Source organism: Arthrobacter sp. CC3 (assembly GCF_039907775.1).
GTDB lineage: Bacteria > Actinomycetota > Actinomycetes > Actinomycetales > Micrococcaceae > Arthrobacter.
Genome location: NZ_JARCCY010000030.1, coordinates 20,577 through 44,812, shown reverse-complemented (window position 1 = coordinate 44,812; position 24,236 = coordinate 20,577). Strand labels below are relative to the sequence as shown.

Here is a 24,236-nt window from a genome sequence, read left to right as displayed (position 1 = left end):
CCTTCGGTCACATCCCGTCGGGTGGTGCGCCTACTACATCCCGTAGAATGCTTTGGTGCGATCTCCCGATTCTCCCGTCCTGTCCATTAAGGGACTCATTAAGGACGTTGGCCCGCTGGCCTCCCTTGACGGCAAGATGCTCCGGGTGGTCAGCGGCGTTTCCCTCGCCGCCGAACCCGGGCAGGTCACTGCCCTGCTGGGGGCCAACGGTGCCGGCAAGACCACCACCATCGAATGTGCGCAGGGCCTGCAGCGACGTTCCGGCGGGACGGTCACCCTGCTGGGCCAGGACCCGGACACCGCAGGGGCGTCACTCCGTTCCCGGGTGGGTGTCATGCTGCAGGACGGCGGGCTGCCGCCATCGGCCCGTCCCATCCCGCTCCTGAAGCATATCGCCGGGATGTACCGGAATCCATGGCCTGTCGATGAGCTGATCGGACGGCTGGGCATTGACACCTTTAGCCGGACCACCGTCCGGCGCCTTTCGGGCGGGCAGCGCCAGCGGCTTGCCCTGGCTGCGGCCCTGGTGGGAAACCCCGAAGTCCTCTTCCTGGACGAACCAAGCGCAGGACTGGATCCGCAGTCCCGCCAGCTCGTTTTCGAACTGATTTCGGAGCTGCGGGACGCCGGCATGGGAATCATCCTGACGACCCACCTCATGGACGACGCCCAGCGCCTGGCTGATTACGTGTACATCATCGACGCCGGCAGGAACGTGGCCGAAGGAACAGTGGCCCAGCTGCTGATGCGGAACCTGAGCCCGGATGCCGCGCAGGAACATGTCCGCACACTGCTTTTCGAGGCCCGGCCCGGACTGGACTTCACGGGCGTGCTGCCCGCCGCCGTCGACGTCCGCGAAACCAGGGCGGGAAGCTACGCCGCTACCGGCGCGCTGACACCGGAAGACCTGGCAGCGCTGACAGCCTGGTGGGCCGCGCACGGCATCATGCCCGGGTCCATGAGCCTGGAGGCACGGAGCCTGGAAGACGTATTTTTGGATATTTCGGGAAGGGAGATCCGATGAGCCGGGTCCTCGGCAGCGCTCCTGCCCCGCTTCTTCGCCGCATTCTGCTGCAGGGCAGGTACGAGGCGCTGACGATGCTGCGGAACGGCGAGCAACTCATCCTTGCAGTCGTCCTGCCGCTGCTTGCCCTGGTGGGCCTGACCGTCACTCCGTTGCTGGACGGCCTGGGCGGCACCCGGGTTGACGTTGCGGTGCCGGGCATCCTCGCTTTGTGCGCCATGTCCACCGCCTTCACCGGCCAGGGCATCTCCACCGGCTTTGACCGGCGCTACGGGGTGCTGCGTTTCCTGTCCACCACTCCCCTGGGCCGGACGGGCCTGATCGCCGGCAAGATCCTGGCAGTCCTGGCAGTCCTGGTCCTCCAGGTAGTGGTGGTGGGCGCGGTGGCGTTTGTGCTCGGCTGGAAGCCGACGACGGCGGGCTGGCTCCCGGCGCTGGTGCTCCTGGTTCTGGGGGCGGCAGCCTTCACAGCCCTGGGGCTGCTGGTGGCAGGTACGGTCCGGCCCGAGGCGACGCTGGCCATCACCAACCTCCTGTGGATCCTGCTCGGAGCCCTGGGCGGCATCGTCCTGCCGGCCGAACGGTTGCCCGGCCCGGCCCGGGAACTGGTGCACTTCCTGCCCTCCGGCGCCTTGGGCGAGGCCCTGAGGGACGCTTTCCTCGCCGGCACCTTCAATGGAGGCGCCACCCTAATCCTGCTGCTTTGGACGGCTATCGCCGGCGCAGCGGCCATCCGTTGGTTCAAGTGGAATTGAGAAAACCGTGAGTACGGCATCGCGCCTCCCCCAAATCCTCGGACGCATGACGTCCAAGCTCCCCGTTACGGTCGACTCGACCGTCCGACGGCTGGCCGTCCTGTCACTGATCGGGCAGACGGTGCTTGTGGTGACCGGCGGCGCGGTCCGCCTCACCGCGTCCGGACTCGGCTGCCCCACCTGGCCCCGCTGCACTGACGTGTCACTGGTCAACACGCCGGAGATGGGCATCCACGGCTTCATCGAATTCGGAAACCGGCTCCTGACGTTCGCCCTGGCCGCAATCGCAGTCCTGATGCTGGTGTACCTGTGGAACCTGCGCAAAGAGCGCCGGGACCTGTTCCTGCTGGCCCTGGGCCTGCTGGCCAGCATCCCGGCACAGGCAGTCATCGGCGGCATTACGGTTCTCACCCAGCTCAACCCCTGGGTTGTGGGCCTGCACTTCCTGGTCTCGATGGCCCTCGTTGTTATCGCCACCCTGCTGGTCAACAGGGTGTACGGCCGTACGGGACGGTTCCCCGCCGTCGGACTTCCCGCCCTCCCGGGAGCCGCACGTCCGGTGATGGCCGCCGTCGCCCTGTTCTCCGCCGTCGCCGTGACCCTTGGCGTGGTGGTGACGGGCGCCGGACCGCACGCGGGCGATGCGGACGCGCCCAGGAACGGCCTTGACTGGGACCTCTTCTCCCACATCCACGCTGTGCCGGCCTATCTCGTCACCGCCGGAGCACTGTTCGGCGTGTTCCTTGTGTTCCGGGACCGGATCCAAGGCCCCTTCCGCACCGCAGTGCTGCTGCTGCTCGGAGTCACTGTGCTGCAGGCGGCCATCGGCTTCACGCAGTATTACAACGGCATTCCCGCCCTGCTGGTGGGCGCCCACATGCTGGGCGCCGCGCTGCTCATGAGCGCCGCCACTAACGCCGCGGACATCGCACGGTTCAGCCCGGCCAAGTAAGAACTGGCGGTGCTGCGGCACGAGGCCGTCACATAAGACGCCTCCCGCTCAGCAGTACAGCACCGAGAAGCACCCCGGACCGTAAGGACCGGGGTGTTTCTCTTTGCCCCGCCGCACCCGGCGACGCTCGCTCACTCCCTGCGGTCCTTTCGGCGACGCTCTCTCACTTCCTGCGGTCCTTTCGACGACCCTCTCGCACTCATGGCCGGACGACAGAACCCTCCCTCACCTTGGGGTGAGAGAGGGTCCGGGAGAAAGCGGCAGGTAGTGAGAGAGGGTCCGGGGTTGACCGGCGGGAAGTGGAAGTGGGAGAGAAACCTAGCCCATGATGGCTGAACCCACGAAGGGGTCCACGGCCAGTGCAATGAAGAGCAGGGTCAGGTAGCTGATGGAACCGTGGAACACCTTCATGGCTCCCTTGTTGGAGACGTCGCCACCCTGGGCCCGGTTGTACAGGGCGTGCGATTCGTACAGGAACCAGGCGCCGGCGACGACGGCGGTGACGGTATAGACCCAGCCCGCCCCGCCTGCAGGAACCAGCAGCAGCGAGCAGGCAACCATGGCCCACGCGTACAGGACCACCTGGACCGAGACGACCTTTGCACCGGCGATTGCTCCGAGCATCGGCACATTGGCGTTGCGGTAGTCCTCGCCGTAGCGCATGGACAGCGGCCAATAGTGCGGCGGGGTCCAGAGGAAGATCACCATGAACAGGACGATGGCAGGCCACTCGACCGTGTTGGTCACGGCGGCCCAGGCAATCAGCACCGGGAAGCATCCGGCTGCTCCGCCCCAGACAATGTTCTGGGCCGTGCGGCGCTTAAGGATCATGGTGTAGATGACCACGTAAAAGACGATGGCCCCGAGGCCGAGCCAGGCCGACAGCGGGTTGGCGCCAAACCAGAGGATCGCGATTGCGGCGGCCCCCAGCAGCCAGGAGAACACCAGCGCCTCGCGGGGAGTCACTTCTCCGGTGACGAGGGGGCGGTTCTCGGTCCGGTGCATGAGCTTGTCGATGTCACGGTCGAGGTAGCAGTTGAAGGCGCCCGCACTGCCTGCCGCGAAAGCACCGCCGACAAGCGTGGCCAGGATCAGGCCGATGGAAGGGAATCCGCGCTCGGCGTAGATCATGGTAGGCAGCGTGCTCACGAGGAGCAGTTCAATGACCCGCGGTTTCGTGAGGGCCAGGTACGCCTTGGCTTTGCGGGCTATCCCGATCTTTCCGGGGAGCCGGGAGGCGTTCAGCGGCGTATCTGTTGTGCTCACGGTGGCAGTCACTCTGTTCTGTCTGGCTGTTCAGTCCGGCTGGTTCTCGCAGCGGCGGCGGCCCAAAACGGGCCCGCTCCCTCCGGCGGTGGCCTCCGAATATCATACCGTGGCTCCCGGGCGTCCAAAGCCCCCATGATTCCGTCAGGTTAACCGATCCTCACGGCGCCCGCCGCCCTCGGTGATTCATATAAGGAAAATCAGTCCACTTAGTGAGATACACGCTGACCAGCCCTTGGAATGGGGCTAAGCTGTCTGCAGATCAGCACGCAAGGAATGCCAATGGAATGCGCATTCCCGGAATCTCGAACGCGACTGAATGAAGATCAACGTTTCAATGGTGAACGGCTGGTACTAACCGCAGCGGGCACCAACATGCGTGCCCCCGCTCCGGCCTGTTCGTACCACCTGCCGTCAGCACAGAGAGGGGCCCGGTTTTCGTGCCACATTTGGAAGAGCAAGAACTGTCATGGACCAGTTTGGACCAGCGAGCCGTTGATACGGTCCGCATTCTGGCCGCGGATGCGGTCGAAAAAGTAGGGAACGGCCACCCCGGCACCGCGATGAGCCTTGCACCGGCCGCGTACCTTCTCTTCCAGAAGCTGATGCGCCATGACCCGAAGAACCCGGACTGGATCGGCCGCGACCGGTTCATCCTCTCTCCCGGCCACACGTCACTGACGCTGTACATCCAGCTGTTCCTCTCCGGCTACGGCCTGGAACTCGATGACCTGAAGGCGCTGCGCACCTGGGGTTCGCTGACACCGGGGCACCCGGAGTACAAGCACACCGCCGGTGTGGAGATCACCACCGGCCCGCTGGGCCAGGGCCTGGCCTCCTCGGTCGGGTTCGCATACTCCCAGCGCCGCCAACGCGGCCTGTTCGACGCCGACGCTCCCGCCGGCGAGTCCCCGTTCGACCACACCATCTGGGTCATTGCGTCCGACGGCGACCTCCAGGAAGGCGTGACCTCCGAGGCTTCCTCGCTGGCCGGCCACCAGGAACTCGGCAACCTTGTTGTTGTTTACGACGAGAACCACATCTCCATCGAAGACGACACCGACGTCGCCTTCACCGAGGACGTCCTCAAGCGCTACGAGTCCTACGGCTGGCACGTCCAGCGTGTGGACTGGACCAAGACCGGCGAATACAAGGAAGACGTGCAGGAACTGTACGCCGCCCTGATCGCCGCGAAGGCAGAGACCTCCAAGCCCTCGATCGTGTCGCTGCGCACCATCATCGGCTACCCGGCCCCGAAGAAACAGAACACCGGCAAGATCCACGGCTCGGCCCTGGGTGCCGAGGAAGTCGCGGCACTGAAGAACGTGCTGGGCTTTGACCCCGCAAAGACGTTCGAGGTTGACCAGGAGGTGCTGGCCCACGCCCGCGCTGTAGTGGACCGCGGTGCAGCCGCCCGCGCCGAATGGCAGGACTCCTTCGAAGCATGGCAGGCCGGGAACCCGGAGGGTGCAGCCCTTCTGGAACGGGTCGAGGCCCGCAAGCTGCCCGTCGAGCTCGACGGCGCCCTGCCGGTGTTCGAAGCCGGCAAGGATGTCTCCACCCGCGCCGCGTCGGGCAAGGTCCTGAACGCGATCGGCCCGGTCATGCCGGAACTGTGGGGCGGTTCAGCCGACCTCGCGGAGTCCAACAACACCACCATCGAGGGTTCGGCGTCATTTATCCCGGTCTCCCGCTCCACTGATGCGTGGAAGGGCAACCCTTACGGCCGGGTCCTGCACTTCGGCATCCGTGAGCACGCCGCGGCCTCGATCGTGAACGGCATCGCCCTCCACGGGAAGACCCGCGCGTTCTCCGGCACCTTCCTGATCTTCTCCGACTACCAGCGCCCGGCCATCCGCCTCGGCGCGCTGATGGGTGTCCCGTCCCTGTACGTCTGGACGCACGACTCCATCGGCCTGGGCGAAGACGGCCCCACCCACCAGCCGGTGGAGCAGCTGGCCTCCCTGCGCGCCATTCCGGGCCTGGACGTTGTCCGCCCCGGTGACGCCAACGAGGTCGCCGCAGCCTGGAAGGTCATGCTCGAAAACCACGAGAACCCGGCCGGCATCGTCCTGACCCGCCAGAACATCCCCACCTACGCCCGCGGCGAAGGCGACGCCGAAGGCGACACCTTCGGTGCCGTCACCGGCGTGGCCAAGGGCGGCTACGTCCTGGCCGAAGCGTCCAAGGACGGCAAGACCGCGGACGCCCAGGTCATCCTGATCGGCACCGGGTCCGAGGTCCAGCTGGCCGTGAACGCCCGCGAAGCCCTCCAGGCCGAAGGCATCCCCACCCGCGTGGTGTCGATGCCGTGCGTCGAGTGGTTCAACAAGCAGGACGCCGCCTACCGCGAGGCCGTCCTCCCGGCCGGCGTCAAGGCACGCGTGTCCGTGGAAGCCGGGCTGGCCCTGGGCTGGAAGGAATTCGTTGGCGACGCCGGCCGTTCCATCAGCCTCGAGCACTTCGGCGCCTCCGCCGACTACAAGCGCCTCTTCCAGGAATTCGGCATCACCGCCGAAGCAGTCACCGCCGCCGCGAAGGAATCCCTCGCAGGTCTCGCCAACTGATCCAACACCACGGTTCCGGGGGACCCAGGTCCCCCGGAACCCATGATTTCCAGGAGTTAATGACATGACTACCCCCACCCAGCAGCTCTCGGACGCCGGCGTCTCGATCTGGCTTGACGACCTCTCCCGCGGCCGCCTGCAGACCGGCACCCTTCGCAAGCTCATCGAAGAGAAGAACGTCGTTGGCGTCACCACCAACCCGTCGATCTTCCACGCCGCCATCACCACCGGCCACGACTACGACACCGTGATCGCAGCCCAGGCAGCAGCCGGCGCCACTGTTGAAGAGACCGTCTTCGAAATCACCACCACCGACGTTGCCGACGCCTGCGACCTGTTCGCGCCCGTCGCCGCCGCAACCAAGGGTGTTGACGGCCGCGTGTCCATCGAAGTGGACCCCCGCCTCGCCTGGGACACCGCCGGCACCATCGCCGAAGCGAAGCACCTCTACAAGAAGGTCAACAAGGACAACGTCCTGATCAAGATCCCGGCAACCCTCGAAGGCCTCGAAGCCATCACGGCCACCCTGGCTGAGGGCATCAGCGTCAACGTCACCCTGATCTTCTCGCTGGAGCGCTACCGCGCCGTCATCAACGCCTTCCAGTCCGGCCTGGAGCAGGCCAAGGGCAACGGCCACGACCTCTCCAAGATCCACTCGGTCGCGTCCTTCTTCGTCTCCCGCGTGGACGCCGAAATCGACAAGCGCCTCGACGCCGTCGGCACCGACGAGGCCAAGGCCCTCAAGGGCAAGGCCGGACTGGCCAACGCCCGCCTGGCCTACCAGGTCTACGAAGAGCTCTTCTCCACCGAACGCTGGGGCTTGCTGGCCGAAGCCGGCGCCCTGCCGCAGCGTCCGCTGTGGGCCTCCACCGGCGTAAAGGACCCGGCCTACCCGGACACCCTCTACGTCACGGAGCTCGTCGCACCCGGCGTGGTCAACACCATGCCGGAGAAGACCCTCGATGCCACCTTTGACCACGGCGTCGTCACCGGCGACACCGTCACCCGCGGCTACGACGACGCAAATGCGACGCTGAACGCCCTCGACGCACTGGGAATCTCCTACAACGAGGTCGTGGCGCTGCTTGAGTCGGAAGGCCTGGACAAGTTCGTGGCCAGCTGGAAGGAACTGCTGGGTGACGTCGAAGGCGCCCTGGCCTCTGCACGGAAGGCTTCCTAACCCATCATGAGCACACTCAGCTACGACGCCACCGGCGCAGCCCGCGAGGCACTTGAGCAGCACCTCCCAGCACTGCTGGAAGACCGCATTGCCACCCGGATTTTCGCGAAGGACCATACCCTGTGGGGTCCGGACGCCGAACAGGAATCCGCTATCCGGCTGGGCTGGGTGGAGGCGGCCACCGTCTCCCAGCCGCTGGTCAGCGGCATCCTGGAACTCCGCGATGCACTGAAGGCCGAAGGCGTAACGCGTATTGTCCTTTGCGGCATGGGCGGCTCCTCGCTGGCACCTGAGGTCATCGCGGGCACCGCTGGCGTCGAGCTGACTGTGCTTGACAGCACCGACCCGGAACAGGTCAGTGCTGCATTGGTGGACCGCCTTGCCGAAACCGCGATTGTGGTTTCGTCCAAGTCAGGATCCACCGTGGAGACCGATTCCCAGCGTCGGATCTTCGAGCAGGCCTTCACCGACGCCGGCATCGATGCCAAGAGCCGCATCGTGATCGTCACCGATCCCGGCTCACCGTTGGACAAGGCCTCACGGGAGGCGGGCTACCGCGCCGTCTTCAACGCCGACCCCAACGTCGGCGGCCGTTTCTCGGCACTGACCGCCTTCGGACTGGTCCCCTGCGGCCTGGCCGGAGTGGACATCCAGGCGTTCCTGGATGAAGCCGAAGAGGCAGCCGAAATCCTCAATGAGGACGCACCCGAGAACATCGGCCTCGCCCTGGGAGCGGCCCTTGGCGGCACCAGCCCGCTGCGCAACAAGATCGTCATTGCGGAAGACGGATCCGGCATCGTCGGCTTCGCCGACTGGGCAGAACAGCTCATCGCCGAATCCACCGGCAAGCTCGGCACCGGCGTCCTGCCCGTCGTGGCCGGTCCGTCGGCACCGGAGGTCACTTCGGGTGCCGCTGACATCCTGGTGGTGCGCCTGGTCGCGGCCGACGCCGACGACGTGCAGCTCGGCGAAAACGAGGTTGCCATTGCCGGCGGCCTGGCCACGCAGATGATGGTGTGGGAATTCGCCACGGCGGTGGCCGGCCGGCTTCTGGGCATCAACCCGTACGACCAGCCGGACGTGGAGGCCGCCAAGATTGCAGCCCGCGGCCTGCTGGACGCACAGCCCGAGCCGACCCCCGCCAATTTCGTCGACGGCGCCATCGAGGTCCGCGGCGGCGACTGGCTGGGTGACGCCTCCACGGCGTCCGCGGCCGTCTCCGCACTACTCTCGCAGCTTGCCGACGACAGCTACCTCAGCGTCCAGGCGTACTTCGACCGGCTCGCATACGCCCCGTTCGAAGGGGTCCGCGACCAGCTCGCGGCAGCCACCGGGCGTCCGGTGACGTTCGGCTGGGGCCCTCGCTTCCTCCACTCCACCGGCCAGTTCCACAAGGGCGGACCCGCCATCGGCGTGTTCCTGCAGGTAACTGCCGACTCCCCCACGGACCTGTCCATCCCGGAGCGGCCGTTCACGTTCGGTGAACTGATCTCGGCGCAGGCCGCCGGCGACGCCCAGGTTCTCACCGAACACGGCCGTCCCGTCCTCCGCCTGCACCTCACGGACCGCGCTGCCGGCGTCAAGCAGCTGCAGGACATTGTTTCAGAGCTCGCCGGCCAGGCAGCATCCCACACTGAAAGCTAAGGCACCGAAGCAACCATGCCAGAAACTGAAATCGGCAGCAGGAAATCTGCTGGGCGGGGCCGCAACCCGCTGAGGGACCCGCGGGACCGCCGGCTTAACCGCATTGCCGGGCCCTCCTCGCTGGTCCTCTTCGGAGTGACCGGCGACCTCGCCCGCAAGAAGCTCATGCCTGCCGTGTATGACCTGGCGAACCGGGGGTTGTTGCCGCCGAGTTTTGCCCTGGTGGGCTTTGCCCGGCGGCAGTGGGAGAACGAGGACTTCGCCGCCGAGGTCAAGGCGGCCGTGATGGCCTATGCCAGGACCCCGTTTGACGAAGCGGTCTGGAACCAGCTGTCGGAGGGCATCCGGTTTGTCCAGGGCGAGTTCGACGACGATGACGCCTTTGAGCGGCTCGGCGACACGATCGATGAACTTGACGAGCAGCGCGGAACGCGGGGGAACCACGCGTTCTACCTCTCGATCCCGCCGAAGGCGTTCGAGCAGGTTTGCCGGCAGCTGTCCAAGCATGGCCTGGCGCAGGCCGAGGGTGATAAGTGGCGGCGGGTGGTGATCGAAAAGCCGTTCGGGCACGACCTCGAGTCGGCCCGGCAGCTGAACGACATCGTGGAGTCCGTGTTCCCGCCGGATGCGGTGTTCCGGATCGATCACTACCTGGGCAAGGAAACGGTCCAGAACATCCTGGCGCTGCGTTTCGCTAACCAGCTGTTCGAACCGTTGTGGAACGCGAACTACGTGGACCATGTCCAGATCACCATGGCCGAGGACATCGGCACCGGGGGCCGGGCCGGGTACTACGACGGTGTGGGCGCGGCCCGCGACGTCATCCAGAACCACCTGCTCCAGCTCCTGGCGCTCACGGCGATGGAGGAACCCATTTCCTTCAACGCCGATGACCTGCGGGCCGAGAAGGAAAAGGTCCTGGCCGCGGTCAAGCTCCCGGACGACCTGTCCACGCACTCGGCGCGCGGGCAGTTCGCCGGCGGCTGGCAGGGCGGGGAGCAGGTGCTCGGGTACCTGGAGGAGGAAGGCATTCCCGCCGACTCCACGACGGAAACCTATGCCGCGGTCCGGGTGGACATCCACACCCGGCGCTGGGCCGGGGTGCCGTTCTACCTGCGTGCCGGCAAACGCCTGGGACGCCGGGTGACGGAAATCGCCGTCGTATTCAAGCGCGCCCCCAACCTGCTCTTCCGCGACCACGGGGAGGATGACTTCGGCCAGAATGCCGTGGTGATCCGGGTCCAACCCGATGAGGGCGCAACGATCCGTTTCGGGTCCAAGGTCCCGGGCACGCAGATGGAAGTCCGCGACGTGACGATGGACTTCGGCTACGGCCACTCGTTCACCGAATCGTCCCCGGAAGCCTATGAGCGGCTGATCCTGGACGTGCTTCTCGGTGAGCCGCCGCTGTTCCCGCGGCACCAGGAAGTGGAACTGTCCTGGAAGATCCTGGATCCCTTTGAAGAGTACTGGGCCAGCCTGGGTGAACAGCCCGAGCCCTACGCCCCCGGAAGCTGGGGGCCCGCCTCGGCCGATGAGCTGCTGGCCCGTGACGGACGAACCTGGAGAAGGCCATGATCGTAGATCTTCCCGATACAACAACCTCAGCCATCTCCAAGAAGATCATGTCCCTGCGCGAGCAGGGCGGCGTGATCGCGCTCGGACGGGTGCTGACCCTCGTGGTCGTCACCAAGTCCGGGCTCGAAGAGGAGGCCATCGAAGCGGCCAACGAAGCCAGCCGGGAACACCCCTGCCGGATCATCGTCCTCGCCGACGCCGGCGCCCAGGCCCCGACACGCCTGGACGCGCAGATCCGGGTGGGCGGCGACGCCGGTGCCTCCGAAGTGATCGTGCTGCGGGGATACGGCGAGCTCGCCGAGGAAAGCGAATCCCTCGTCGCGGCGCTGCTGCTCCCGGACGCGCCGATCGTGGCCTGGTGGCCGCACGGTGCGCCGAAGAGCGCATGTGAGACCTCCATCGGCCGGATAGCGCACCGCCGGATCACCGACTCGGCCAACGAGGAGGACCCGCAAAAGGCGCTCGATAACATCCGCAACACCTACAAGGCCGGCGACACCGACCTCGCCTGGACCCGCCTGACCAACTGGCGGATCCAGCTCGCGGCAGTGCTGGACCAGGTGGACTCCTCACCCGTGACGGCCGTCGCCGTCGAGGGCGCCTCGGACTCCCCCAGCACCCTCCTGCTGGCAGCCTGGCTGACACTGGCCCTGGACGCGCCCGTGACCATCGTGGCCGACCCCGCCGGAACCGGGATCCGCCGCGTCCGGCTCAGCCGCGCCAGCGGCGACGTCCAGCTCTTCCGACCCGGCCTGTCCGTAGCGGAACTGACCCAGCCGGGCCAGCCCGCGCAGCGCATCTCGCTGCCGCGCCGCAGCCTGCGGGACTGCCTCGCCGAAGAACTCCGCCGCCTGGATCCCGACGAAGTGTTCGGTGAAGTGATTACTATTGGACTGCCCCGTACAAATCTAAGGAGTGTCCGTCCCAGTGAGCGCTGATCCCAGAGTAAGCATCCACCCCGACTCATCCGTATTGATGGCGGCCATCGCAGCGCGGCTCATCACCAAGCTCGTGGACGTCCAGGACAAACACGGTGAGGCGACGGTGGTGCTTACAGGCGGCACTGTGGGGATCGGAACGCTCAAGGCGGTGGCCGACTCCGCGGCGGCCCCGGCCGTGAACTGGTCCAAGGTGAATTTCTGGTGGGGCGACGAGCGATTCGTCGGCGGCACCGACAACGACCGGAACACGCTCCAGGCCCGTGAGGCCCTGCTGTCCCGCATAGCGGTTGACCCGGAACGGGTGCACGAACCGGGTTCAACGGACGACTTCGCCTCGCCGGAGGAGGCTGCCGGTGACTATGCGCGCCGCCTTGCCGAGGCAGCCGCGGCGGAGCATGCTGCGGACATGTCCGATGACCGTCCCGAGAACCCGGGGGCACTTCCCCGGTTCGACGTGGTCCTTCTTGGTGTGGGGCCGGATGCCCACGTGGCTTCGTTGTTCCCTGAGCAGGCAGGCATCAGGGAAAAGGAACTCACGGTTGTGGGGGTCCGGAATTCGCCGAAACCGCCGCCCGAACGGATTTCCTTGACCCTCCGTGCCATCAACACGGCCAGCGAAGTCTGGATGGTTGTTGCAGGCGAGGACAAGGCCGGCGCCGTCGGGCTCGCCCTGGCCGGCGCCAACCCGGTTCAGGTTCCGGCGGCAGGGCCGGCCGGACGGTCACAGACACTGTGGCTGATCGATGAGAATGCAGCCGCAAGGGTTCCCGAACAGCTAGTCCGTAAAGGTCCCGCGGGCTCTTAGCCGCTCCAGCGCTCCAGCCAGCACGTCTTCGGCGTCCTGGCTGGAGCGCCGCTCTTTAACGTACTCGAGGTGGCTCTTGTAGCCCTCCTCCGCATGATGCGGGAGCTCGACCCGGGTCTCGTCCCGCGATGCCAGGCCTCCGCAGCGGCGGCAGTCCCAGACCGCCGGTATCTGGTCTTCCGGGAGCTTAATGAAAACTGGCCGCGTCTCGTGTCCCTTGGCGCACCAATAGGAAACACGAATACGCGGCAAGCGTTCACCGACGACGTCGTTTGGCTGAATTTTGGGGGCCGACCCCTCGGACGCCCCCACACGGGTTCCCCGGAACCCTGAAGCAGCATGCACCATCGGGAACTCCTGGCTACTCGACTGACCGGTATTTGGACACCAACAGCCACAGTGTAATTCGGAGTTCCCGACGGCGGCAGGGCCGTTAGTACCGGGAATGTGTAAATTCCTTGAAAATTCCCGGTCCCGATTTCGTCCGGAAAAGCGGCTGCTAGGAGTCGCCGCCGCCGGAGAAGCGCATCAGCAGGCCGAGCGCGATAATAACAACGCCCCAGGTGACCCCGAGGATGATCGTGAACCTGTTGAGGTTGCGCTCGGCCACGCCGGACGAACTCAGGCCAGAGCTCATGCCGCCGCCGAACATGTCCGACAGACCGCCGCCCCGTCCCTTGTGGAGCAGGATGAGCAGCGTCAGCAGGAGGCTGGTGATGCCCAGGAGGATCTGCAGAATGACATGAAGAACGTCCACGACGGCCTTTCAGAAGTTGATGATTGCGGGGGTCACGCCTGTGTCCGGACTAATCCGTCAGCAGGTGACTCTCGAACCTGACAATATTAGCAAACTCCGCGGGATCGAGGCTGGCCCCGCCTACCAACACGCCGTCGACGTCGCGTTCGTTGAGGATGGCCGCGGCGTTGTTGGCCTTGACCGAACCGCCGTAGAGCAGGCGGACCTTGGCGGCTACCTCGTCACCGAAGAGGCTGACGAGTTCGGCGCGGATGGCTGCGCACATTTCTTGGGCGTCCTGCGGTCCGGCAACCTCACCGGTGCCAATGGCCCAGACGGGTTCGTAAGCGACCACGAGTTCAGCAGCTTCTTCAGCGCCAAGGCCCTCAACGTCGGCACGGAGCTGGTCCAGGGTGTGCTGGACATGCGTTCCGGCCTGTCGGATTTCGAGGCCCTCGCCGACGCAGAGCACCGGGGTGACACCGTGGCGGAAGGCAGCCTTCACCTTGGCGTTCAGGACTTCGTCGGACTCGTTGTGGATGGTGCGCCGTTCGCTGTGGCCCACCAGGACGTACTTGCAGCCCAGCTTGTTGAGGAACTGGCCGCTGATGTCACCGGTGTAGGCACCCGAATCGAACTGCGACAGGTCCTGGCCGCCGTAGACAACCTCCAGTTCGTCACCCTGAACCAGGGTCTGGACGCCGCGGAGGTCGGTGAAGGGCGGGAAGACGGCAACTTCCGCGCGGCTGTAGTCATGCTTGGCATCGGACAGGGTCCAGGCCAGCTTCTGCAGCAGGGTGATGCCCTGGACGTGGTCCATGTTCATCTTCCAGTTGCCGGCGATGAGGGGCGTGCGGTCGAACTTGCCGTTCGTTGACGTTGTCACGTGTTCTCCAAAAAGTGCTTGTCCAAAAGGGGCTGGTGATGGAAACAGCCGGCAGGGCCCCGGCTATTTCAGCGGGGCGCCCTGCCGGCTGGAGGATCTAGCGGTCCAGGACGCTGAGTCCCGGCAGTTCCTTGCCTTCGAGGTACTCCAGGCTGGCGCCGCCACCCGTGGAGATGTGGCCGAACTGGTCGTCAGCGAAGCCCAGCGTACGGACGGCGGCTGCGGAATCGCCGCCACCCACCACAGTGAAGGCATCCGCTTCAGTAAGCGCCTGCGCGATGGCACGGGTGCCGCCGGCAAATGCTTCGAATTCGAAGACACCCATGGGGCCGTTCCAGAACACGGTCTTGGCACCCTTGATCCGGCTGGCGAAGGCTGCTGCCGATTCGGGTCCGATGTCCAGGCCGATGCCCTGTGCGCCGAAGCTGCTGCTCTCGATAGCGTCAGCGCTGACCGTCTCGTGGTCGGCGTCCGCTGCGAACTTGGCCGCGACTACAACGTCCGTGGGCACAACGAACTCGGTGCCTGCGTCCGCCGCCCGTTTCAGGTAGTCCTGCACCACGGGGATCTGGTCTTCTTCCAGCAGGCTGCCGGCCACTTTGTGACCCTCGGCTGCGAGGAAGGTGAACAGCATTCCGCCGCCTACCAGGATGGTGTCCGCTTTGCCGATCAGGTTGTCAATGACGGCAAGCTTGTCCGAGACCTTTGAACCGCCGAGCACGACGACGTAGGGCCGCTGGGTCTCCGTGGTGAGCTTGCGCAGCACCTCGACCTCGGTGTGCACGAGGTCGCCCTGGTACGACGGCAGCCGCGTGGCGACGTCGTACACGCTGGCGTGCTTGCGGTGGACGGCGCCGAAGGCGTCATCCACAAACGCGCCGTTATCCCCGGTCAATGCCACCAGTTCGTCCGCGAAGGCGCCGCGTTCGGCGTCGTCCTTGCTGGTCTCACGGGCATCGAAACGGACGTTTTCAAGAACCAGCGCTTCGCCGTCCTGCAGCGAAGCGGCAAGCTCCTTGGCCGAAGCACCAACGGTGTCCCCGGCCAGGGCGACCTTGAAGGACGCCAGCTCAGCCAGCCGCGTCACGGCGGGCTTGAGGGAGTATTTTTCTTCCGGGGCGCCCTTGGGGCGGCCGAGGTGGGCTGTGACCAGCACGCGGGCACCGGCGTCCGTGAGCTTCGTCAGTACTGGCAGGGAGGCCTTGATGCGGCCGTCGTCAGTCACTTCAGAGCCGTCGAGCGGCACATTCAGGTCACTTCTGACCAGAATGTACCGCCCGCGGACACCATCAGCGATCAGTTCGTTGAGGGTGTGGAATGTCATGTGTCTAACCCTAGCCCAGCTTGGATGCGACGAGCTCCGTGAGGTCGACAAGGCGGTTCGAGTAGCCCCATTCGTTGTCATACCAGGAAACAACCTTGACCTGGTTGCCGATGACCTTGGTCAAACCGGAGTCAAAGATCGACGACGCCGGGTCGCCGACGATGTCGGAGGAGACGATCGGCTCATCCGTGTAGGTCAGGAAGCCCTGGAGTGCCTCGGACTCGGACGCCTTCTTCAGCGCTGCGTTGACTTCCTCAACGGTGGTCTCGCGGGAAACGGTGACCGTGAGGTCCGTCGCGGAACCGGTGGGGACGGGAACACGGATGGCGTAGCCGTCCAGCTTGCCCTTGAGTTCCGGAAGGACCAGGCCGATTGCCTTGGCCGCGCCGGTGGAGGTGGGGACCATGTTGATGGCAGCGGCGCGGGCACGGCGGAGGTCGTTGTGCGGGCCGTCCTGCAGGTTCTGGTCGGCGGTGTAGGCGTGGACGGTGGTCATCAGGCCACGCTCGATGCCGAACTCGTCGTTGACCACCTTGGCCAGCGGGCCGAGGCAGTTGGTGGTGCAGGAAGCGTTGGAGATGATGTGGTGCTTGGCGTTGTCGTACAGCTCGTGGTTCACGCCCATCACGATGGTGATGTCCTCGTCAGAGGCCGGGGCGGAGATCAGGACCTTCTTGGCGCCGGCGTCGATGTGCTTCTTCGCGGCAGCAGCCTTGGTGAAGAAACCGGTGGACTCGATGACGATGTCAACACCCAGCTCGCCCCAGGGGAGGTTGGCGGGATCGCGTTCGGCAAGGACCTTGACGACGTTGCCGTTGACGACGATGTTGCCGTCCTTGACCTCGATGGTCTCCTTCAGGCGGCCGCCTACGGAGTCGTACTTGAAGAGGTGGGCCAGCGCCTCGGGGCTGGTGAGGTCGTTGACTGCAACGATCTCGAGGTCAGCGCCCTGTGCGAGTGCTGCGCGGAAGTAGTTGCGGCCGATACGGCCAAAGCCGTTGATACCAATACGGGTCGTCACTTTTTCAGTCTCCTTGGTGCTTGTAGAAGCACAACTAGTTGAGCGGGCGTTCAAGCCAACTAACAGATCCCGCACGCCATTGGGCAGAGATGATTACCAGATCGGAGGGCGACCAGCCACATTGCTGAAGGCTAACCGCCTTCCGTGATCCATCTTACGTTTAAGTAGGTCGACCCCCGCAAGTGCGGGGGCCGTCCTTCCACGATTCGGTCCTAAACGGCCTGAATGTGAAGTTTGTTACAGGTGGGTGTCGTGCCTGTCACGCTTAGAGGGTGATGAGGCCCGTGGCGTTCTTGCGTGCACCGTCGAAGCGCTTGGCGACGTCGGCCCAGTTCACGATGTTCCAGAATGCCTTGACGTAGTCAGCCTTGACGTTGACGTAGTCCAGGTAGAAGGCGTGCTCCCACATGTCGAGCATGAGCAGCGGCGTGGTGCCGAGTGCAACGTTGCCCTGCTGGTCGTACAGCTGCTCGATGACGAGGTTTCCGCCGATGGGCTCGTAGGCGAGGAAGCCCCAGCCCGAACCCTGCAGGCCGAGCGCGGCAGCGCTGAACTGCGCACGGAAGGCGTCGAAGGAACCGAAGGCATCGTCGATGGCCGCGGCCAGTTCACCCTCGGGCTTGTCGCCGCCGTCCGGAGACAGGTTGTTCCAGAACACGGAGTGGTTGACGTGGCCGCCGGTGTGGAAAGCCAGGTCCTTCGAAAGGCGGTTGATGTTGGCGAAATCGCCCTTTTCGCGTGCCTCAGCCAGCTGTGCCAGCGCGTTGTTGGCGCCGGCCACGTAGGCAGCGTGGTGCTTGCTGTGGTGCAGCTCCATGATGCGGGCGGAGATGTGGGGCTCCAGCGCTGCATAGTCGTAGCTAAGTTCAGGCAGTACGTACTCGGTCACAAAATCCTCCATTGTCGTGGACGGGTTGTCCGGTTTGCTAACTCTCGGATTGTGCATCCGGATGACTGGTCACCCGGAAATTTAGCGGGTTTCCGTTACCCGGTCTTGATTCTAGGGGTGCCGTTACTCGTCCAGCATTTCCGGCGTCACATTGGCCTCGGTCCCGGGGATCCCCAGGTCCAGGGCGCGCTTGTCCGCCATCGCCAGGAGCCTGCGGATCCTGCCGGCAATGGCGTCCTTGGTCATGGGCGGGTCCGCCAGCCGGCCGAGTTCGTCCAGGCTGGCCTGCTTGTGCGCAACACGCAGTTCACCGGCGTATTTCAGGTGGTCCGGGACATCGTCACCGAGGATCTCCAAGGCGCGGTCCACCCTGGCCCCGGCGGCAACAGCGGCCTGCGCCGAGCGGCGCAGGTTCGCGTCATCGAAGTTGGCCAGCCTGTTGGCCGTGGCCCGCACCTCTTTGCGCATGCGGCGTTCTTCCCAGACCATCAAGGCGTCGTGCGCGCCCATTCGGGTGAGCAGGGCGGCGATGGTGTCGCCGTCCCGGATCACCACGCGGTCCACTCCCCTGACTTCGCGGGCCTTGGCCTGGATGCCCAGGCGGCGGGCCGCCCCAACCAGCGCCAGCGCCGATTCGGGTCCGGGACACGTCACTTCCATCGCGGAGGAGCGGCCGGGTTCCGTCAGCGAGCCGTGGGCAAGGAACGCCCCGCGCCACACGGCTTCCGCGTCGGCGGCGGAGCCGTTGACCACTGCCGAGGGCAGCCCCCGCACAGGACGGCCGCGGGCGTCCAGCAGACCGGTCTGGCGGGCGAGTGCTTCGCCGTCCCGCACCACGCGGACCACATACCGGTTGCCGCGGCGGAGCCCGCCGCCGGAGACGACGATGATCTCGCTCTGGTGGCCGTAGACCTCCGCGATGGCAGCCCGGAGCCGGCGCGCCGTGGACGCGAGGTCCACCTCGGCTTCGATGACGATCCGGCCCGAAATGATGTGGAGTCCGCCGGCGAATCGCAGCATTGCGGAGACTTCAGCCTTGCGGACCGAGGACTTCTTAATGTCCAGGCGGGACAGTTCTTCCTTGACTGATGATGTCAGTGCCATGGCACCTTCCTAACTGTTCCCGAAAATATCGTGGTACGCCGTTGCCAGACGCAGGGGGTCGTGGATCGGACGGCGGCTCGACGCCCCTACTTTACCCAACACAACCTCGGCACCCAGCATCCCGGCGGCCCGCTTGAACTCCTCGACGTCCGGCACGGACACGGGGTCCGCGAGCACGACGTCGATGCTGAAGTCGGGCGCATAGCTCCGCAGCACATGCAGGTGGTCGGCGGCGGACATGCCGGAGGTCTCTTTGGTGTCCGTGGCCAGGTTCATGGTGAGGCACCGCCTCGCGGGCGTATCGGACAGCGCCTGGCGCATCTCGGGCAGCAGCAGGTGCGGCAGCACGGACGTGTACCAGGACCCCGGCCCGAGGATGACCCAGTCAGCCAGTTCGATGGCCGTCAGGGCTTCGACGCAGGCATGGGCCGATTCCGGCAGGAGCCGGACGCTCTCCAGCGAACCCGCCACCGCGCACTTGGCCTGCCCCCTGACCGTTTCCAGGGTGGACGTCCCGTCCGGACCGGGAACCCGGACTTCGCCCTCGATCGTCAGCGGCTCGCTGGACATGGGCAGGACCTGTCCGCGGGCACCGAGCAGCGCGCCGGCCCACTTCAGGCCGCCGACGGTGTCGCCGAGCAGCTCCCAGAGGGTGACGATAAGCAGGTTGCCCATGGCGTGGTCGTCAAGGGAACCGCCGCGGCCTGCCCCCGGCTTGAAGCGGTGCTGCATGACATCCCGCCAGGTCCGGCCCCAGTCGGTGTCGTCACACAGCGCCGTCAGTGCCATCCGGAGGTCTCCGGGCGGGAGGACGCCGTACTCCTCGCGCAGGCGGCCGGAGGACCCGCCGTCGTCCGCTACTGTGACGATGGCGGTCAGGTCGGAGGTGAGCAGGCGAAGGGCGGACAGCGAAGCGGAGAGCCCGTGGCCCCCGCCGAGGGCGACGACGGACGGCCCTTTGTCCAACTGCCCGCCGATGGTCCCCCCGGCCGGCGGAACCAGGGGCAGCGGCCCGGTAAGCAGTCCCATTACTCCCGGCCCAGATCCCGGTGCGTGGTGGTTACGGTGACCCGGGGGTACTGTGCGAGCTTCTTTGACAGTTCCATGGCGACCGCAACCGACCGGTGCTTGCCGCCGGTGCAGCCCACGGCGATGGTGGCGTAGTGCTTGTTCTCCCGGCGGTAGCCGTCCAGGACGGGTTCGATCGCCAGGACGTAGCGGTCCACGAAGCTCTTGACCCCCTCGGCCTCAAGGACGTAATCGCTGACGTCCTTGTCCAGGCCGGTGTGCGGGCGGAGCTGCGGAACCCAGTGCGGGTTCGGGATGAAGCGCGCGTCCACCACGAAGTTCGCATCCACCGGCAGGCCGTACTTGAAGCCGAAGCTCATGACGTTCAGCCGAAGGGCCACGGGGCCGGTTTCGCTGAAGAGCTCGGTGATGGCGGTGGCCAGTGCGTGGACGTTGAACTCGGACGTGTCCAGCACAATGTCAGCGGAATCGCGGAGTTCATGCAGCAGCTCCCGCTCTGCGGCGATGCCGTCGAGGATCCGCCCGCCTTCCTGGAGCGGGTGCGGACGGCGGCCCTGCTCGAAGCGCCGGACCAGGACGTCGTCGTTGGCGTCCAGGAACAGGACGCGGAACATGACACCGCTCGCCTCAAGGGTCTTCAGCGCGGTCCGGATATCAGTGAACAGCGCCTTGCTGCGGACGTCCACCACCACGGCGAGCTTGGGAATGGACTGCGGGGCGTGGGACACGAGCTCAGCCAGGGTGCCGAGCATCTGCGGCGGAAGATTTTCCACCACGTACCAGCCGTGGTCCTCAAGGGCGTCCGCAGCGGTACTGCGGCCTGCCCCGGACATACCCGTCACCACGAGCAGCTCCGCTTCAACGGGCCTGACGGGCGTCATGCCGTCCTGTTCCGCTTCGGATCCTGCCGTTGACTCTGCCATGAGCAATGCCCCATTCCTGCTGTAATTCGACGCAACCGCGCGTTCCGCTTCAGGTCCTTACCCTAGCTAAGTTTCAATGATTTCGCCGGTGGTCATGTTGATTGCCGGCACTTCCGTACCCGAGGCCGCGGCACCGCTGCTGAAATGGCTGACGATGGCGTCAGCCAGCGAGGGTCCGATGCCCTTGGCCGTGGCCAGTTCCGCCGCACTCGCTGTGCGGATGCTCTTGACGGAACCGAACTGTGCCAGCAGTGCTTTGCGCTTGGCCTCGCCCAGGCCGGGAACGCTGTCCAGGGCCGAAACCGTCATGGCCTTGCCGCGCTTCTGGCGGTGGAAGGTAATGGCGAAGCGGTGGGCTTCATCGCGGATGCGCTGGAGCAGGTAGAGGCCTTCGGACGTCCTGGGCAGGATCACCGGGAAATCACTGTCCGGGAGCCAGACTTCTTCAAGGCGCTTGGCCAGCCCAACCACGTAGACGTCCTCGATCCCGAGCTCTGCCAGGGCACGTGCTGCCGCGTTGACCTGGGGCTTGCCGCCGTCCACCACCACCAGGTTGGGCGGATAGGCGAATTTTGCGCGCGGGGCGGGGGTGGTGGTGTCCTGCATGGAAGCGACGGCCAGGGCCTCAAGCGCGGCCTGGTGGCCGGGAAGTTTCGCTGCTTCCGCCTGCGCCTCCTGCTCCTGGAGGTAGTTCCGGAATCGCCTGGTGAGAACATCGTGCATGGCTGCGGTGTCGTCCGTGGCTGCGGCGCCGGTGATGGAGAATTTGCGGTAGTCGGACTTCTTGGGAAGGCCGTCTTCCACCACCACCATGGAGGCCACCACGTTGGTCCCCTGCACGTGCGAGATGTCGAAGCACTCGATGCGGAGCAGCGCCACAGGAAGGTCCAGGGCTTCCTGGAGTTCCTGCAGGGCCAGGGAACGGTTGGTCAGGTCTCCGGCCCGGCGCGACTTGTGCAGCTTCAGAGCATGCTCGGCGTTTTCCCGCACTGTGGACATGAGCGCTGCCTTGTCGCCGCGGCGCGGGACCCGGATGTCCACCTTCGCGCCCCGCAGCCCGGCGAGCCACTGGGCGAGTTCAGCGGCGTTGCTCGGCTCTTCGGGCACCAGGACTTCGCGGGGCATCCGCCCCTGCGTTTCGCCTTCTTCGCCGTAGACCTGCTGGAGCAGGTGCTCCACGAGGTCCGGCGTCGTGAAGTCTTCGACCTTCTCCACCACCCAGCCGCGCTGGCCGCGGACGCGCCCGCCCCGGACGTGGAACACCTGAACGGCCGCTTCCAGCTCATCCTCATGCAGCGCGAAGATGTCGGCGTCAGTGTCCTCCGCGAGAACCACGGCGTTGCGTTCGAAGACCTTCCGGAGGGCGATGATGTCGTCCCGGACCCGTGCGGCACGCTCGTAGTCAAGCTCGGCAACAGCCGCAGCCATGTCCTTTTCCAGCCGCCCGATGAAGCGCTTGGCTTCGCCGCCCATGAACGAGCAGAAGTCCTCCGCCAGTGCCCGGTGTTCCTCCGGCGTCACCCGGCCGACACACGGCGCGGAGCATTTGTCGATGTAGCCGAGCAGGCAGGGCCGCCCGCTCGCCTGCGCCCGCTTCAGGACGCCGGGGCTGCAGCTGCGGACCGGGAAGACGCGCAGCAGCGTATCCATGGTTTCGCGGATGGCTCCGGCCGTGTACGGGCCGAAGTAGCGGGTGCCCTTGCGGCGTTCCCCGCGCAGCACCTGCACGCGGGGGAACTTCTCCCCCATCGTGACGGCAAGGTACGGGTAGGTTTTGTCATCGCGGAAGACGACATTAAACCGGGGCTTGAATTCCTTGATCCAGGTGTACTCCAGCTGGAGCGACTCAAGCTCACTTCCGACGACGGTCCACTCCACGCTGCTGGCAGCGTGGACCATGGCGTACGTCTTGGGCAGCAGTCCTCCGGGATTGGCGAAGTACGAATTCAGGCGGGACCGCAGGCTTTTGGCCTTGCCGACATAGATGACTCGGCCGTGCGGATCCCGGAAGCGGTACACGCCCGGGTTGGTTGGAATCTCACCCGTTTGGGGTCGGTAACTAGCTGGATCTGCCACGATTCAAGTCTACTGACGCTGCAGGGGTCTTCCGGACAAGGGACTCCCCTGCAGTGATCTTTCCGCCGTCAGGCTCCCGCCCGGAGGCCGGGCCAGGGCCCGCGGTCCGAGGCGCTACTCCGCGACCTTGCTCTGGTTGTAGCTGGTGGAACGCTCCTGGCCGCTGAGCTCTGCAATGGCGTCCATGATGCGGTCCGTGACCTGGCGCCGGGCCGGCAGTGAGTGGTCCGGTCCGGTCTTTTCGAAGTACAGCGGCTCGCCCACTTTCATGGTGAAGTGCTGCGGCTTCACGCCGTTCTGCCCGGCGGGCTGGAGGTTCTCGGTACCGATGAGGCCGACCGGAATGACGGGGGCCCCGGTGGTCAGGGCTAGCCAGCCGACTCCCGTGCGGCCGCGGTAGAGGATGCCGTCCCTGGACCGCGTACCTTCCGGGTAGATGCCGATGCCTTTCCCGGCCTCGAGGATGTCCAGCAGCGTCTTGAGCGCAGCCACACTCGCAGCCTGCTCCCCGCGCTCCACCGGGATGGAGCCTACGGATTCGAAGAAGGACTTCATGACCTTCCCCTTCACGCCTCCCGTGGTGAAGTATTCGGCCTTGGCGAAGAAGGCCACCGGACGTGGCATGAGCGCCTGCACGATCACGCTGTCCAGGAAGGACAGGTGGTTCGGCGCCACGATGAACGGGCCCTCTTTGGGAACGTTCTCCAGCCCGATGACAGTGGGACGGCATGTTCCGGAGATCAGGGTGCGGGTGGTCCAGCGGATTGCATCAAACAGTGCCATCGTTGCGCACCTCGCTTAGGGCTGCGGCGCGTACGGCGTCCATGCTTTCAACCGCCGCGACGAGGTCTGTTGTGGAGTGCACGATAGTCACGGCGCCCGCCTCATGAAGCTCGCCGTCGGGAGCGAATCCCCAGCTGACGCCGATGCAGTCCAGCCCGTTCGCCATGGCGCCGGCTACGTCCTGGGCGCGGTCCCCCACCATGACGGCGTGTTGCGTGCCGAGATCCGACATGGCGGCGGCGATAATTTCGGTCTTTCCGCGCGGGGCGTTGGTGTGGGCGGCCTCATCGGCCGCCGAACCGCGGATGAAGCGGAAGGAAGCGGCGATGCCGTGGTGTTCCAGCACGATCCGTGCCAGCCCTTCCGGCTTCTGCGTGGCGACGGCAATCGGACGGCCCGCGGCGGCGTAGCCTTCGACGACTTCCTGGATCCCGGGGTACAAGCGACTCTGGGCGATGCCGGTCTCGAGGTAGTGCGCCCGGTACAGGCGGATGACCTCCGCCAGCTGCTCCTGCGGAACTCCCGCGATATGAAGGAGGGAGTCGCTGAGCTTCGGACCGATCATCGCGTCCAGTTGGGCCTGGGCCGGGACCCTGATGCCGAGTTGGGTAAGGGCCGCGGAGATTCCGCCCGTTATTCCCCCCGCCGGATCGACAAGAGTGCCGTCCAGGTCGAAGATCACGGGCACTGTTGAAAGGGTCACCGGCTTAGTTTCCCACAAGTGCGCGAATGGCTGAAACTCGCATTCCCCGG

Annotated in this window: 22 protein-coding genes; 9 read left to right on the top strand and 13 right to left on the bottom strand. The window is 65.8% G+C overall.

Annotated features, from left to right (window positions below; translation table 11 throughout):
- Positions 1 to 55: 55 nt before the first annotated feature.
- The 3 genes from PV761_RS16940 to PV761_RS16930 are packed head-to-tail and all read left to right on the top strand — an operon-like array spanning position 56 to position 2,731.
- On the top strand, positions 56 to 1,024 hold the full coding sequence (locus tag PV761_RS16940; protein WP_347898496.1) for an ABC transporter ATP-binding protein: 969 nt from the start codon (positions 56 to 58) through the stop codon (positions 1,022 to 1,024).
- Positions 1,021 to 1,779 (top strand): ABC transporter permease, encoded by a 759-nt coding sequence (locus PV761_RS16935; protein ID WP_028269288.1) that lies wholly within the window; start codon positions 1,021 to 1,023, stop codon positions 1,777 to 1,779. Before PV761_RS16940 ends, PV761_RS16935 begins: the two co-directional genes overlap by 4 nt.
- A gap of 7 nt (positions 1,780 to 1,786) precedes the next feature.
- On the top strand, positions 1,787 to 2,731 hold the full coding sequence (locus PV761_RS16930; RefSeq protein WP_028269289.1) for a COX15/CtaA family protein: 945 nt from the start codon (positions 1,787 to 1,789) through the stop codon (positions 2,729 to 2,731).
- A gap of 318 nt (positions 2,732 to 3,049) precedes the next feature.
- Here PV761_RS16930 and PV761_RS16925 read toward each other — a convergent pair whose 3' ends face one another.
- Positions 3,050 to 4,009 (bottom strand): heme o synthase, encoded by a 960-nt coding sequence (locus PV761_RS16925; protein ID WP_028269290.1) that lies wholly within the window; start codon positions 4,007 to 4,009, stop codon positions 3,050 to 3,052.
- Positions 4,010 to 4,446: 437 nt separating this feature from the next.
- Here PV761_RS16925 and tkt point away from each other — a divergent pair, with 437 nt between their 5' ends.
- The 6 genes from tkt to pgl all read left to right on the top strand — a co-directional run bounded on the left by tkt (position 4,447) and on the right by pgl (position 12,712).
- Positions 4,447 to 6,564 carry a transketolase gene (tkt, locus tag PV761_RS16920; RefSeq protein ID WP_028269291.1) on the top strand — a complete coding sequence of 706 codons (2,118 nt, stop codon included), beginning with the start codon at positions 4,447 to 4,449 and terminating at the stop codon, positions 6,562 to 6,564.
- Positions 6,565 to 6,628: 64 nt separating this feature from the next.
- Positions 6,629 to 7,744 (top strand): transaldolase, encoded by a 1,116-nt coding sequence (tal, locus tag PV761_RS16915; protein ID WP_347898493.1) that lies wholly within the window; start codon positions 6,629 to 6,631, stop codon positions 7,742 to 7,744.
- 6 nt (positions 7,745 to 7,750) lie between these two features.
- The gene (locus PV761_RS16910) at positions 7,751 to 9,388 is read left to right on the top strand and encodes a glucose-6-phosphate isomerase (protein WP_028269293.1); all 1,638 of its coding nucleotides are present in this window, start codon (positions 7,751 to 7,753) and stop codon (positions 9,386 to 9,388) included.
- A gap of 15 nt (positions 9,389 to 9,403) precedes the next feature.
- Complete coding sequence (gene zwf, locus PV761_RS16905; protein WP_028269294.1) at positions 9,404 to 10,966, top strand: glucose-6-phosphate dehydrogenase; 1,563 nt, start codon at positions 9,404 to 9,406, stop codon at positions 10,964 to 10,966.
- The gene (locus PV761_RS16900) at positions 10,963 to 11,904 is read left to right on the top strand and encodes a glucose-6-phosphate dehydrogenase assembly protein OpcA (protein WP_028269295.1); all 942 of its coding nucleotides are present in this window, start codon (positions 10,963 to 10,965) and stop codon (positions 11,902 to 11,904) included. The genes zwf and PV761_RS16900 overlap by 4 nt, the downstream gene beginning before the upstream one ends.
- Positions 11,894 to 12,712: a 6-phosphogluconolactonase gene (pgl, locus tag PV761_RS16895; RefSeq protein WP_347898490.1), complete on the top strand. Its 819-nt coding sequence runs from the start codon at positions 11,894 to 11,896 to the stop codon at positions 12,710 to 12,712. Before PV761_RS16900 ends, pgl begins: the two co-directional genes overlap by 11 nt.
- Here the strand turns inward: pgl and PV761_RS16890 are convergent.
- From PV761_RS16890 to PV761_RS16835, 12 genes are all read right to left on the bottom strand, one after another.
- The gene (locus PV761_RS16890; RefSeq protein WP_028269297.1) at positions 12,683 to 13,060 is read right to left on the bottom strand and encodes an RNA polymerase-binding protein RbpA; all 378 of its coding nucleotides are present in this window, start codon (positions 13,058 to 13,060) and stop codon (positions 12,683 to 12,685) included. The genes pgl and PV761_RS16890 overlap by 30 nt on opposite strands.
- Before the next feature lie 151 nt (positions 13,061 to 13,211).
- Positions 13,212 to 13,469 carry a preprotein translocase subunit SecG gene (secG, locus tag PV761_RS16885; RefSeq protein ID WP_028269298.1) on the bottom strand — a complete coding sequence of 86 codons (258 nt, stop codon included), beginning with the start codon at positions 13,467 to 13,469 and terminating at the stop codon, positions 13,212 to 13,214.
- Between the two features lie 49 nt (positions 13,470 to 13,518).
- Entirely contained in the window at positions 13,519 to 14,334 is an 816-nt protein-coding gene (tpiA, locus tag PV761_RS16880) for a triose-phosphate isomerase (RefSeq protein WP_028269299.1), read from the bottom strand.
- A 97-nt stretch (positions 14,335 to 14,431) separates the two neighbouring features.
- Positions 14,432 to 15,658, bottom strand: coding sequence for a phosphoglycerate kinase (locus PV761_RS16875; RefSeq protein WP_347898487.1), 1,227 nt, complete (start codon positions 15,656 to 15,658; stop codon positions 14,432 to 14,434).
- Between the two features lie 10 nt (positions 15,659 to 15,668).
- Positions 15,669 to 16,679: a type I glyceraldehyde-3-phosphate dehydrogenase gene (gap, locus tag PV761_RS16870; RefSeq protein WP_028269301.1), complete on the bottom strand. Its 1,011-nt coding sequence runs from the start codon at positions 16,677 to 16,679 to the stop codon at positions 15,669 to 15,671.
- 265 nt (positions 16,680 to 16,944) lie between these two features.
- Complete coding sequence (locus PV761_RS16865) at positions 16,945 to 17,568, bottom strand: superoxide dismutase (RefSeq protein WP_028269302.1); 624 nt, start codon at positions 17,566 to 17,568, stop codon at positions 16,945 to 16,947.
- A 123-nt stretch (positions 17,569 to 17,691) separates the two neighbouring features.
- A complete protein-coding gene (whiA, locus tag PV761_RS16860; protein ID WP_011691931.1) occupies positions 17,692 to 18,672 on the bottom strand; it encodes a DNA-binding protein WhiA in 981 nt (326 codons plus the stop codon).
- 9 nt (positions 18,673 to 18,681) lie between these two features.
- On the bottom strand, positions 18,682 to 19,701 hold the full coding sequence (gene yvcK, locus PV761_RS16855) for a uridine diphosphate-N-acetylglucosamine-binding protein YvcK (RefSeq protein WP_028269303.1): 1,020 nt from the start codon (positions 19,699 to 19,701) through the stop codon (positions 18,682 to 18,684).
- Entirely contained in the window at positions 19,701 to 20,624 is a 924-nt protein-coding gene (gene rapZ / locus PV761_RS16850) for an RNase adapter RapZ (protein ID WP_028269304.1), read from the bottom strand. The genes yvcK and rapZ overlap by 1 nt, the downstream gene beginning before the upstream one ends.
- A 66-nt stretch (positions 20,625 to 20,690) precedes the next feature.
- Positions 20,691 to 22,700, bottom strand: a complete 2,010-nt coding sequence (gene uvrC / locus PV761_RS16845; protein ID WP_028269305.1) for an excinuclease ABC subunit UvrC — start codon at positions 22,698 to 22,700, stop codon at positions 20,691 to 20,693.
- 114 nt (positions 22,701 to 22,814) lie between these two features.
- Positions 22,815 to 23,483, bottom strand: coding sequence for a lysophospholipid acyltransferase family protein (locus PV761_RS16840; RefSeq protein WP_347898483.1), 669 nt, complete (start codon positions 23,481 to 23,483; stop codon positions 22,815 to 22,817).
- Entirely contained in the window at positions 23,470 to 24,186 is a 717-nt protein-coding gene (locus PV761_RS16835) for an HAD hydrolase-like protein (protein ID WP_347898481.1), read from the bottom strand. Before PV761_RS16835 ends, PV761_RS16840 begins: the two co-directional genes overlap by 14 nt.
- Positions 24,187 to 24,236 lie beyond the last annotated feature (50 nt).